At 62.6% G+C, this 12,219-nt stretch carries 10 protein-coding genes; 7 read left to right on the top strand and 3 right to left on the bottom strand.

The annotated features are described in order from the left end of the window. Window positions 1–350: 350 nt before the first annotated feature. Both KFO72_RS31160 and KFO72_RS31155 read right to left on the bottom strand, forming a co-directional pair. Entirely contained in the window at window positions 351–2,270 is a 1,920-nt protein-coding gene (locus KFO72_RS31160) for a hypothetical protein (protein ID WP_225033730.1), read from the bottom strand. A 596-nt stretch (window positions 2,271–2,866) separates the two neighbouring features. Further along, the gene (locus KFO72_RS31155) at window positions 2,867–3,058 is read right to left on the bottom strand and encodes a hypothetical protein (protein ID WP_156516590.1); all 192 of its coding nucleotides are present in this window, start codon (window positions 3,056–3,058) and stop codon (window positions 2,867–2,869) included. Window positions 3,059–3,182: 124 nt separating this feature from the next. On the opposite strand from KFO72_RS31155, the gene KFO72_RS31150 reads away from it, so the two are divergent. The 5 genes from KFO72_RS31150 to KFO72_RS31130 all read left to right on the top strand — a co-directional run bounded on the left by KFO72_RS31150 (window position 3,183) and on the right by KFO72_RS31130 (window position 9,291). Continuing rightward, a complete protein-coding gene (locus tag KFO72_RS31150) occupies window positions 3,183–4,232 on the top strand; it encodes a hypothetical protein (RefSeq protein WP_054934597.1) in 1,050 nt (349 codons plus the stop codon). A gap of 187 nt (window positions 4,233–4,419) precedes the next feature. After that, complete coding sequence (locus KFO72_RS31145; protein ID WP_225033729.1) at window positions 4,420–6,174, top strand: pyrrolo-quinoline quinone; 1,755 nt, start codon at window positions 4,420–4,422, stop codon at window positions 6,172–6,174. Window positions 6,175–6,398: 224 nt separating this feature from the next. Beyond that, entirely contained in the window at window positions 6,399–6,983 is a 585-nt protein-coding gene (locus KFO72_RS31140) for a hypothetical protein (RefSeq protein WP_060601061.1), read from the top strand. 233 nt (window positions 6,984–7,216) lie between these two features. After that, a complete protein-coding gene (locus KFO72_RS31135; protein WP_054934594.1) occupies window positions 7,217–8,197 on the top strand; it encodes an MDR family oxidoreductase in 981 nt (326 codons plus the stop codon). A gap of 122 nt (window positions 8,198–8,319) precedes the next feature. Next, window positions 8,320–9,291, top strand: coding sequence for a PDR/VanB family oxidoreductase (locus KFO72_RS31130; protein WP_225033728.1), 972 nt, complete (start codon window positions 8,320–8,322; stop codon window positions 9,289–9,291). Window positions 9,292–9,293: 2 nt separating this feature from the next. Here KFO72_RS31130 and KFO72_RS31125 read toward each other — a convergent pair whose 3' ends face one another. Further along, the gene (locus KFO72_RS31125) at window positions 9,294–10,214 is read right to left on the bottom strand and encodes a LysR family transcriptional regulator (protein ID WP_225033727.1); all 921 of its coding nucleotides are present in this window, start codon (window positions 10,212–10,214) and stop codon (window positions 9,294–9,296) included. 177 nt (window positions 10,215–10,391) lie between these two features. Here KFO72_RS31125 and KFO72_RS31120 point away from each other — a divergent pair, with 177 nt between their 5' ends. Further along, window positions 10,392–11,675, top strand: a complete 1,284-nt coding sequence (locus tag KFO72_RS31120) for an aromatic ring-hydroxylating oxygenase subunit alpha (RefSeq protein WP_225033726.1) — start codon at window positions 10,392–10,394, stop codon at window positions 11,673–11,675. Further along, a complete protein-coding gene (locus KFO72_RS31115; protein WP_107203814.1) occupies window positions 11,672–12,172 on the top strand; it encodes an aromatic-ring-hydroxylating dioxygenase subunit beta in 501 nt (166 codons plus the stop codon). Before KFO72_RS31120 ends, KFO72_RS31115 begins: the two co-directional genes overlap by 4 nt. The last annotated feature ends 47 nt before the right edge of the window (window positions 12,173–12,219 follow it).

Genomic DNA, 12,219 nt, shown 5'->3' with positions numbered 1-12,219 from the left:
TTAAAGAACATTCGCTAAAAAGCCGCTGTTTTCTGCTGCTTTCTTGCGTCTCCGTCGTTTGGAGAGGCCGAATTATGCGGAACCCCCTGGGGGCTGTCAAGCACTTATTTCGAACGATCGACGAAAATCTTTCGATGCCACTTTATTAGGCACACGCACCCACTCGCAATTGCAATGTACTCACCCAATCAATCAAAGGCTTAGCGCACATTGCAGAGAAGATCTCTACGTCGGACACAATGCAAATCGCACACACGAAAAAAGCGCGCGGATCGTCCGCGCGCTTTTTTACAAGTAACGACCCGCTCAGCGGGCAGCGTCAACTCCACCACCCGCATGCGTCACTTCGCTTAAGAACCGACGTAACCCGGCGGCGGGTTTACATTGCTCTTCGCGACGCTCGCATTCTTCGACACCACGTAAACAGGCGCCTCCGTCAGATTCAGCTTCAGCGTGCCGTCCGTGTAGTTCAGCGTCATCGGGTTGCCCATCATGTCAAGCACCTTGACCGTGCCACTCGTACCTGGCGCATCGACCACAAGACTGTAGGCCGCGCTATAAGTCGAACTGAAGCCCGTGCTTGCACTCCACGCATTGTTGTTGTGCGTCCACAAGGCGGTGATCACCGATCCATTGTTGACCTGCTGGAACGAATAAGCATAGACACCCGACGGCGTGTTCTTCACTGGGCCAAGCGTATTCGTGCCATCCAGAATGCGCGACATCGCGCTCACGACCATGGCAGCCGGTTTCGGGCTGATGTTGGTCGCACCGAACGAGCCTTGCGCGTTCGACAGATCGAAGAACGTGCCGTAACCCACTTCACCCGGATAGTCCGCACCGTAGAACACGTACGAAACGTCCGCGCCTTCGCCGAGCAGAATGATGTGCGTGCGCGCGACGACGGCGCCCTGCGCGAACAGGACATTACCCGTCGGATAGTTAGGGCCGTACTGCGAACCCAGGTCATAGCTGATGCCCACTTCCGTCTGATACAGCTTCATGCCCGAGCGGTACTGGTTCAGCATCGTCGTGCGCAGCGTGCGCATCGAGTTGTTCAGCGCATTCGCGGCATTCGCGGCAACGGGGTCGGTTGCGAGACGCTCAGGCGGATGCGAAGGCGACGTGCCCGCATCGTAGTAGCCGTGCGTCGCCACGCCATCGATGTACTTGCCATAACCCAGCGAAGCAATGCGTTGCAGACGGTTGTTCGTGAGGCTCGGAAATGCGTCCGCCGGACCCATCACGACAGCGCCCGGATCGGTCGAGTGAATGCCCTGATAGACCGACTGGTACAGCGACACGAAATTGGCATCGGTGTCCGTCCAGAACTGATTCGGCTCCCACGTCACCTGATAGTAGTTCGCCGACTGCGTCGGGAAGTACTTGAGGCGGATCGCGTTCGACTCGGTGCCGACGCGGCTCATATAGTTCTGCAGGTACGACATGTCCTTCGGCAAGGTCGTGAAGTCCTCGACGCCACCCGACTTCGACGCCCATCCCGGCGTGCCATCCAGACGGATCAGGCGCATCACGTTGCCCGACGTATAGAACGAGTCGAGATTGTTCGCCGACGGATTAAAGGTGTTCGCGCCATTCGGCTCCATCACCGACATCTGGCGATCGTCGATCGTCTGCGTGATGCCGAGACCGGCGAGCACCGCAGCGCGGTCGTTTTCACCCTGCATGCCGAAGCGGTGCTGTTCCTGCTTCGAGTACGTCACGGCGGGCACGATGCCGCTCAGGTTCGGAATCACGCCGAACGTGGCGATGCCCGTGGGACGCGTGCCGGCCTGAGGCAACGCGCCGCCGCCCGCCTTCAGGCTGCCCGCCACCGCGAAGTAGCCCGCGAGTGTCGAATTGCAGGTCAGGGTCGTCGTCGCTGCGCCGCCCGGCACCGCGAAGCTGCCGCTGGCCGCGACACGGCCCGTCGTATCGTTGATCGACCAGTTCAGCGTGTCGGCATTGCTCGTGTTCGTCTTGAACACCAGCGGGAAACTCGCGCCCGACGCGAACATGCGCGTGCCGTCGCTGCTCGTCGTATCGGCGGAAATCAGCGGGCCACCTGCCGACGCGCTCGCCGTCGAAGGCGATATGCAACTGATGTTGCCCGTGGTGTTGCCGTTGGCCGTCGCATTGGCGGCGGACATCGCAGACGTTTGAGAACCGGTATTGGCCGATGCGCCGGCCGGGTCGCTACCGCCGCCACCGCCGCAGCCCGCGAGAAGGACCGCTATCGATGACGAAACAAGAAGTAAATTGGCTTTCATGGAAGTACGAATGGGCAATCGAAATCCGTCCGAATACGCCTGGCAAAAACGCCCGAACGCGTACGCTGGATTTCTGGGTTGGCTGTCTTGCACGCGGAGTCGTTCCTACTGCGTCGACTGCCGGTGCGCCGGGGGTGCCGGTAATTTGGAGCAGCGCGTTTCCTGCATACCCGCGACGTTGTTCAGTGCGAGTGAGGCCGTGCTCAACCGATTGCAACCAGATGTAACTGAAAAATAGATCGGGATAACATCTGATAAATAGCGCGATATACGCGACCATTAACGACTTTCAACCGGGGCGTACCGTGCGACGGCCTTCCCGGCCTTCACACAAAAACATCCCTATATCCAGACTATTTTTGCAAGGGCGAATCGTACCGAACGGGAATACTTACGTCTGCTGAAACGGGGTAACACTTTGTAACGTATGAGGATTATCCAGGTGCATTTTATGCCGATATGCCCGCGCGATGAAATGTATCGTCTCCAACTTGCACGAGACGCACATTTAACAGGTCAAAATTTCCCAATCTTTCAGAAACCTATATATAGGGAAACATGAATGGCGCAAAATGGCTAGATGGATTTTTTTCGATTTATTTTCCATTTTCAAAAGGCGCCTGACGCGCGATCAATTCTTTTCCGTCGATTTTCCCAATCACCAGAATCAGTCGCGATTGACGATTTGCCTCGCCAATTGGGAAATTGTCGCGCTTCACATACACGCGAAGCGGCTTTTTCGAACCGAATAGCCGAGTTTTATTGACCTCTCGCAAAAGCTGACTCATATTGCATAACGACCATTGCGATTACGTGCGACGCATTGCGTCATAAAGGCATGTCCAGCGCACGATGGTTGCCAACGAGAAGAATGTGCGATGCCGTCACGCGTGCCGGCATGGGAGTCTGTCCATGGACACGATTCGCAAGCGTCCAGTGCCGCCGCACGAGCAATGCGACACGACGCAGGAGACGAAACTTGTGGCGCAGCAAGACCATCCTGCGCAGCCGCTCGATCTGCTTTTTCCTCTCGACGCTTCCATGCCTCATGTGAGCGCGAACAGGGCGGCAGAAGATGCGCCCGACCCGTTGCCGACTTATCCGCCACTTTTCAGGCGCATCAGGCCAAGGCCGCGCCGTATCGCTGCGCCTGCATCGGTGGGTACGCCCGACTGGAAGCTGAGCACGGGCGCCGCTGTCGTGCTGCTGAGCTTCGCGATTGCATTCGGCACCTACATCACGCTGACTCAACGCGATGCGATGCAAGGCCGCTTGCGCCGCATCGTCACCCAGAACGAACTGCGCGCGATGCCGCGTCACGACCGCCCGACCATCGCCGATCGCACGCAGGAACTCACGCGTGCCCTGCGCGAGCAGATCGAAGCGCTGCGCAGCCGCGATGCTACGGATACGGCCGTCATGGCGGGCGCCGCCGCTCATCAGCCTGCAAACGCACACAGCAGCGCGCTCGCGAGCAGCACGCCGGGCTTGCCGGTAGCGACGGCGCCCGCGTCGCCTCCCGCGTCGCCAGTCAAGACGCAAAGCAAGACACCAGCGAAACAGACGAAACAGCTTGCGGCGAAGCCGGTTGCGCCTCCGCTGCCTCAGCCCGCGCCCCGTACGCATCAGCTCGCCAGCGTAACGCCCACGCGCACTCACAGCACGACGGCGGCACAACAGGAACGTCGAACCAGCACGAAGCCCGCGAATGCCGCTTGCGGCCCGCGCTCGCCTTGCATGCAAGCCAACGCGCAAGGTACGCGCAAGCCCGTGAAGGTCGCGAGCAACACGCCACCAGCAAAGGCCGCCGCGACCACCGTCGCGGCACGACGCACGCCCGCCCGAACTGCCACAAAGCCCGTGCAGCACGCGCCGCCTCCCACCGTTCAGGCCTGGTCTCCACCCGAAAGCCCCGCCACATTGCCCGCGAGCGACGACTCGCAAGTCTATCGGCAGCATTAGCTGTCCCGCGCGCCGTCATTCGGCCATCGCATGAACAGCAACTGTCTGGCGGAAAGAGCCGAAGCGATGTCGCGTGGCCTTGCGCCGTCATTCTTAACATGGAGAGATTGGCAAGCGCCGCATGGAACAGCGATAACGCGCCTGCCGCCATGCGAGGACGCTCATCGGGGCGTGGGGAGACATGCACATGCAACGACAGCTGTCAGCGTCCCAGGTCTCTTCGGCGAGCGATACGGATCGCACGCTCTCGCGCGTCAGCAAGACTGCCGTCGCACTGACGCTCGCATTCTTTTGCACGGCATGCGGCAACGGCTCGTCGGACAATGCGAGCGCCAGTAGCGCCGGCACGAGTGGCACGAGTGGCACGAGCGGTGCGGGATCGGGCTCGGGCAGCGGCACATCGGGTACGGGCGGCAACGCAGCACCGGCAGCGTCGATCGCCACCGACGTGCTGATGCATCACAACGATCTCGCACGCACCGGTCAAATGCTCGCCGAGACGACGCTCACGCCGTCCAACGTCAATTCGGCGTCGTTCGGCAAGGTCGCGTTTCTGCCCGCCGACGGCAAGGTGGACGGCCAGCCGCTGTCAGTCACGAGCCTCTCGATCAATGGCACGACGCACAACGTGATCTATGTCGTGACCGAGCACAACAGCGTCTACGCGTATGACGCCGACAACTACGCACAATTGTGGAAAGTCTCGCTGACGGGCGCGAACGAAACACCCAGCGACAATCGCGGCTGCAATGACATCACGCCGGAGATCGGCATTACGTCGACGCCCGTGATCGACCGCAGCCGCGGCTCGAATGGCGTGCTGTATGCGGTCGCGATGACGAAGGATGCAAGCGGCGGCCTTCATCATCGCCTGCATGCGCTCGATCTCGCGAACGGCGCCGAACGCTTCGGCGGCCCGAGCGAAATCGCGGCGACCGCTCAAGGTACGGGCGGCAACAGCGTGAACGGCGTGCTGACGTTCGATCCCTCGCTGCACACGGAGCGCGTCGCGTTGACGCTCGTGAACGGCAACATCTTCATGGGCTGGACGGCGCATTGCATGGCGGGCGCCTACACGGGCTGGATCATGAGCTATAGCGCCGACACGCTGCAGCAGACAGGCGTGGTCAACGTCGCGCCGAACGGCCATCAGGGATCGGTGTGGATGGCGGGCTCGGGCATGGCATCGGACGGCACGTCCATCTATGTAGTGGACGGCAACGGCACGTTCGGCACGACGCTCGATACCAACGGCTTCCCTGTCGATAGCGATTACGGCAACTCGTTCATGAAGCTTTCGGCGAGCCCGCTCAAGGTGACCGACTACTTCGCGCCGCTCGACGTCGTCGCGCTCGCGAACGCAGACGGCGACTTCGGTTCGGGCGGTGCGATGCTGTTGCCCGATCAGAAGATTGCCGACGGCACCATCAAGCATCTCGCGGTGGCGGCGGGCAAGGACAACAAGATCTATGTCGTCGATCGCGACGCGATGGGCAAATTCAATGCGGGCGCGAACAATATCTGGCAGGTGCTGACGGGCACGCTGGCGGGCGGCATCTGGGGCTCGCCCGCTTATTTCAACGGCACCGTCTACTACGGCGCATTGAACGACAACATCAAGGCGCTGCCCGTCACTCATGCGTTGGTTGCGAGCACGGCTGCATCGAAGAGCCCGACGACCTTCCCCTATCCGGGCGCCGTGCCCGCGATATCGGCGAACGGGACCTCGAACGCGATACTGTGGGCCGCCGAAAACGGCACGACGGGCGCGCTGCACGCGTACGACGCGACCAATCTCGCAAGCGAACTCTACAACAGCAATCAGGCGGGAACCCGCGACCAGTGGGGCGCGGGCAACAAGTTCATCACGCCGATGATCTCGCGCGGCAAGGTCTATGTCGGTGCGACCAACGGTGTGGCCGTGTTCGGCCTGCTGCACTGATCGTGCTGGGAGCCATATCGCGTTGCAACACGGAAAATGGCGACGAATGGCGTGCTTCTGGCGTGCTGCGCGGCTGTGAGGCGATATGCTGGAATTGCTATGCTTCGGCCTGCGATGGCCTGACTGGCCGCAACGGCCATGTTGCACGTCATGACTTCATGCGTACCTCGCGACGCGCATCCGCGCCGACAAGACCAAGACTTCGCCAGGGAGTCCGCTCGCTTATGACACGCTTCGCCCATGCTGCAATCGCGCTTTTCGTTGTCAGCGGCGCATCCGTTGCGCAGCAGCCGTTGACCTATCCGGGACGCAGCCAGAGCCCGGGACAACAGGCCGTCGACACGGCCGCGTGCTACGCGGACGCCAACAAAACGACGAAAGTGAACATGGCGCACGAGTCGCAGCGTCCGCCGCCACCCGGCAAAGCGGCCGCCGCCGCGCCGCGGCCGATCGTTGCACCCTCGCCCGTCAATCCGCCCTTGCCTTCCGCGATGGGCGCATCGGGTGCATCGGGCGCGCTGGCGGCTTCCGCGCCAGCGGGCGCAAGCGGGACAGCGACTGCAGCAGCCGCGAGCGGTGCGAGCGGGGTCGCGGCTCCGACTGCTGCAGCGGCGTCGGGTGCGTCGGGCACGCTCGCGGCTTCGGACGCGATGGCTGCATCGGGCGCGCTCGCGGCCTCGGGGGCCAGCATGCCGTCAGCGGCTTCGCTTGCGGCCATGCCGCCACCGCCTCCGCCCGAACCGCCGATGGTCCGTTATTGGACCGCCTACGCGAAGTGCATGCAGCAGCGCGGCTACTACACACGCTAGCGCGTACCTCTATTCATGCGACGAAAGACGAACGGCACGCCACCGTTCGTTCACATTGGTTCAATTGCGCCATCACGCTGCGCCAACGCACTTCGAAGGCGCCGCCATTCGCGCGTCGCAAGCAAAGACGCGCAGCATCATTGAATGCTCCAGGCCGGGTCGAATGGCCCGCGCTCGTCCGGACTCGCCTAGACTAATACGCACCCCACAACGCGAACTCAACGGACGGGACCATGAAAGGTATCTTGATCGAGAAGCAGGACAACGGCAGCCGCGCGGCCATCGCCGACATCGACGAAGCGAATCTGCCCGCAGGCGACGTGACGGTGCGTGTCGAATGGTCGACGCTCAACTACAAGGACGCCCTCGCAATTACGGGGCGATCGCCCGTCGTGCGCAGCTTTCCGCTGGTGCCGGGCATCGACTTCGCGGGCGTCGTCGAGGCGAGCCAGCATGCGCAATGGCAGCCCGGCGACCACGTGATCCTGAACGGCTACGGCGTCGGCGAAAAGCATTGGGGCGGACTCGCGCAACGCGCGCGCGTGAGCGGCGACTGGCTCGTGCGCACGCCTGCCCCGCTCACGTCACGCGACGCGATGGCCGTTGGCACAGCGGGCTACACGGCCATGCTATGCGTGCTCGCGCTGGAACGTCACGGCGTCACGCCCGCGCACGGCAAGGTGCTCGTGACGGGCGCGGCGGGCGGCGTCGGCAGCGTCGCGATCATGCTGCTCGCGAAGCGCGGCTATCACGTGATCGCGTCGACGGGTCGTCCCGCCGAGTCGGACTATCTGCGCGAACTGGGCGCGCAGGAGATCATCGATCGCGCGGAACTGTCCGGGCCGGGCAAGCCGCTCGCGAAGGAACGCTGGGTCGCGGCCATCGATGCCGTGGGGAGTCACACGCTGGCGAACGCGTGCGCGGGCACCGCGTATGGCGGGATCGTCGCCGCGTGCGGCCTCGCACAAGGAATGGACTTCCCCGCCACCGTTGCGCCCTTCATTTTGCGCGGCGTGACGCTCGCGGGCATCGACAGTGTGATGGCGCCGCACGAGCGCCGCGTCGAGGCATGGCAGCGCATCGCGCAGGACCTGAGCACCGCGCAATTGGCGTCGATGGTCAAGGAGATCAGCCTCGCCGAAGCGCTCGCGGCCGCGCCGGACGTGCTCGACGGCAAGGTCCGCGGGCGGCTCGTGGTGGACGTCAACCGGTGACACGCGCGCGAGTGTTATCGAACAGATTGATGCAGCTGACTATTTTTAATCGATTTGCCTGATCCAGACGCGAACCTTAAGCTGAATGCGAATCCGCCCACTGCAACAGACTGGATCGCACCATGCAAGCTCAATCGTTCAAGGTTCGCGTCGACGCCGTGCGCGACGAAGCACACGGCGTCCGCTCATTCGTCATTTCGCGCCTGGATGGCGCGCCATTCGATGCGTACGAACCCGGCGCGCACATCGACGTCACGAGTCCCTCGGGCATCACGCGCCAATATTCGCTATGCGGCGACCCCGACTGCCGCGACACGCACCTGTTCGCCGTCAAGAAAGAAACGCAATCGCGCGGCGGCTCGCGTTCGCTGCATGACGACGTGCAGATCGGCACCGAACTGTCCGTCGGCGCGCCGCGCAATCTGTTCCGTCTTGCTGAAGGCGCCAGCCGGCATGTGTTGATCGGCGCGGGCATCGGCATCACACCGCTGCTTTCAATGGCATACCGGCTGCAGAAGACGAACGTGCCGTTCGAACTGCACTACTTCGCGCGCAGCGCCGAACATGCGGCGTTTCTGCCGCTGCTCTCGCGCGCTCCGTTCGATGCCTACGCGAAGCTGCATTTCGGCATCGAGCCGGATGCGCTCGATGCCGAACTCACCGCGTGTCTTGCCGATGTGCCGCAAGGCACGCACGTATACACCTGCGGCCCGGTGCCGTTCATGGATCGCGTAGTCGCAGCGGGCGAAGCGCGCCTGCCCGCCGCTGCGATTCATCTCGAACGTTTTACGGCCGAACCTCGAGCGCCCGGCAGCGACGCCGGGCTCGACAGCTTCGACGTGCAACTGGCCAGCAGCGGGCAGATCGTGCGCGTGGACAGCAAGACTTCGATCGTCGAGGCACTCGCTGCGATCGGCGTCGAAGTGGACACGTCGTGCGGCGAAGGCGTGTGCGGCACCTGCATGATCGACGTGGTGAGCGGAGAGCCCGAACACCGCGACCATTGCCTGAGCAAGGCGGAACGCGCAAGCAACAGCGTGATCTGCTGCTGTGTGTCGCGCTCCCGCTCGCCCGTGCTCGTGCTCGATCTCTGACGCTACCTCTTGTCGAAGCGCTTCACCATTTCGGCCATCAGATCGCGCATCCACGCAATGCCTTCGTCTTCGTGGAAGTGCTCGTGCCAGTGCATCGTCACCGTGGCCTGTGGAATCGGCACAGGCAACGTGTAGATGCGAAACGCGTCGTTGCCGTTGAGGATGCCGGCAAGCCTTTGCGGCAACGTCGCGAACAGATCGGTGACGGCCAGCACGCCGGGCAACGCTACGAAATGCGGCAACTGCAGCACGATGTTGCGGCCCACGCCTTGTGCGCGCAACGCATCGTCAAGGGCATGGTGACTGTGCTCGACGGAGCGCACCTGCACATGCGAAGCCTGCAGGAAATGTTCGAGACTCAACGCCGAACCTGGCGGCAAGCCGCGCCGCTTGCGCGTCATGCACACATACGTCTCTTCGAATAGCAGTTGATGGCGCGTGCGCGCCATCAGCATCGGCAGATTGCCGATTGCGAAATCGAGCCTGCTGGAACGCAGCGCATCTTCTATCGCTTCCACGGGCAGCGGCTCGACCGACAGCTTCACGCGCGGCGCACGCTCGTGCAACGCCTCGCAGATCGCCGGCAAATAAGCCATTTCCCCCGCATCCGACAGCGACAGCCGGAACGTGCGCGTGCTCGTCACGGGGTCGAAGCTCTCCGCGTAACGCAGTGCCTCGCGCACCGTATCGAGCGCACGGGCCACGATGCTTGCGAGTTCGAGCGCAATCGGCGTGGGCTGCATGCCCGAGCGCGTGCGGATGAACAGCGGGTCGTCGAACAACGTACGCAGACGCGCCAGCGAATAGCTGATGGCGGGTTGCGACAGCGCAAGCCGTTCGCCGGCTTTGGTGAGGCTGCGCTCATCGACGATCGCCTGAAACACGCGCAGCAGATTGAGGTCGACGTGATCGAGTGAGGTCATGGTGGGCTTCCGACGGGGTCGTCATTATTTGCCGCACTTATTGGCCGGCTCATTTTTAATCGATTTGACGCATGATCGGTGCAAAGCGAGACTGATGTCAACGCGAAAGAAACACGACATGTGCCCCGCTTTCGCCCGATTTCACTTCCCACGATCACGTCCCGACACATCACAACGATGAGCGACACTACCTGGCAAACCATCGACACCAGCACGCTGCGCGAGCGCGTTCACGCCGATCGCATCGCGCCCTCGCTGTACTACGATCCGAACCTGTTCGAAGCGGAGCTCGAACGCATCTTCTACAAGACGTGGGTCTGGGTCGCGCATGAAAGCGAGCTTCCGAACCCGGGCGACTTCCGCACCACTACGATCGGCCGGCAACCCGTGATCGTCGTGCGCGACAAGACAGGTGCCGTGAACGTGTTGCAGAACCGCTGCCGCCATCGCGGCGCGACCGTGTGCGAAGAACACAAGGGCAATGCGAAAGGCTTCACGTGCCCGTATCACAGCTGGTCGTATGCGCTCGACGGCACGCTGCGCGCGCTGCCCTATGGCGACGGCTATGAAGGCATATGCGAGAAAGGCGACCTGCCGCTCGCGAAGCTGCGCGTAGGCATCTATCAAGGGCTGATCTTCGCGAGCTTCGACGAGAACATCGAGCCGCTCGAAGACTTTCTCGGCGGCGCGAAGCCGTGGATCGACCTGTTCATGAAGCAAGGCGCGGGCTTTCCGATCAAGGCCAATGGCGAGCACAGGTTCAAGTTCAAGGGCAACTGGAAAATCCAGCTCGAGAACACGACGGACCTGTATCACTTCCCCGTCGTGCACAAGTCGTGGATGAAATCGATCGACGACGAAACGGCGGCTGCCATCACCAGCTTCATGACGAGCGATGACGCATTTTGCCGCTCGCTCGGCAACGGCCATAGCCTCGCCGTGCTGGTGCCCGAACTCGTCGATCTCGACAAGGACGACGGCGCACCGCTGCCCGAGCGCTTCAACGAACTGGCCACGCAACTCGCGGAACGTCACACGCCGGAAGAAGTGCGACGCATCGTGCGTTCGTTGATGGGCGTCGGCTTCAACCTGAATCTGTTCCCAAACCTCGCGCTGTCGATGGCGTTCTTCCGCGTGCTGCGCCCCATTTCCGCAGAAGAGACGGAAATCCGCCACGTCGCGCTTGCCATGGACGGCGGCCCCGACGAAGCGAACCGTGTGCGCCTGCGTATTCACGAACACTTCCAGGGCCCGTTCGGTTTCGGCAGCCCCGACGACGCCGAAGCATGGGAACGCGTGCAGCGCGGCTCGTATGCAGGACCCGACGTGCCGATTCTCGTCAACCGCGGATTGAACCGCGAGACGACAGCCGCAAACGGCGAAAAGACCGCACACGCAACGGATGAAACGGGCATGCGCGAAGCGTATCGCCAGTGGCGCGCAATGATGGAGCAGGCATGATGGACGATCGCAACGCACTCTTCTCGCAACAGACTTTCGCGCGCGCCATCGAATTCATCTGGCGCGAAGCCGAGATGCTCGACCGCCGCGACTATCGCGCGTGGCTCGACCTGTGGGACCCGTCGGGCTTCTACGTCGTGCCCATCGATCCCGAGGCGACCGACTTCGCCGCGACGCTGAACTACGCGTACGACGACCAGCACATGCGCGAACTGCGCGTGCAACGCATGGTGTCCGGCTATTCGGCCTCGGCCTCCGATGCGGCGCGCACCGTACGCACGGTATCGCGCTTCACGTTGACGAGCGATGCCGCCGATGTGGTCGAAGTGAAGTCCGCGCAGGTGATCGTCGCATACAAACGCGGTGCATCGACGATCTTCGCCGCCGATCTCACGCACAAGATCAGCTTCGCGACGGGCGAACCGCGCCTCGTCGACAAGGTGATTCGCCTGATCGATTCGACGGAAGCGCTGAGCGCGATCGGCTTTCTGCTGTGAGCCTTTGATGTGTGCAGCGGCTGCGCAAGCCCGCTGCACGCGAGGAG

The sequence above is a fragment of the Paraburkholderia sp. XV genome, assembly GCF_020177535.1.
In the GTDB taxonomy this organism is placed as follows: domain Bacteria; phylum Pseudomonadota; class Gammaproteobacteria; order Burkholderiales; family Burkholderiaceae; genus Paraburkholderia; species Paraburkholderia caribensis.
The sequence above is the reverse complement of the archived record's forward strand: the minus strand, read 5'-3'. Positions and strand labels throughout refer to the sequence as shown.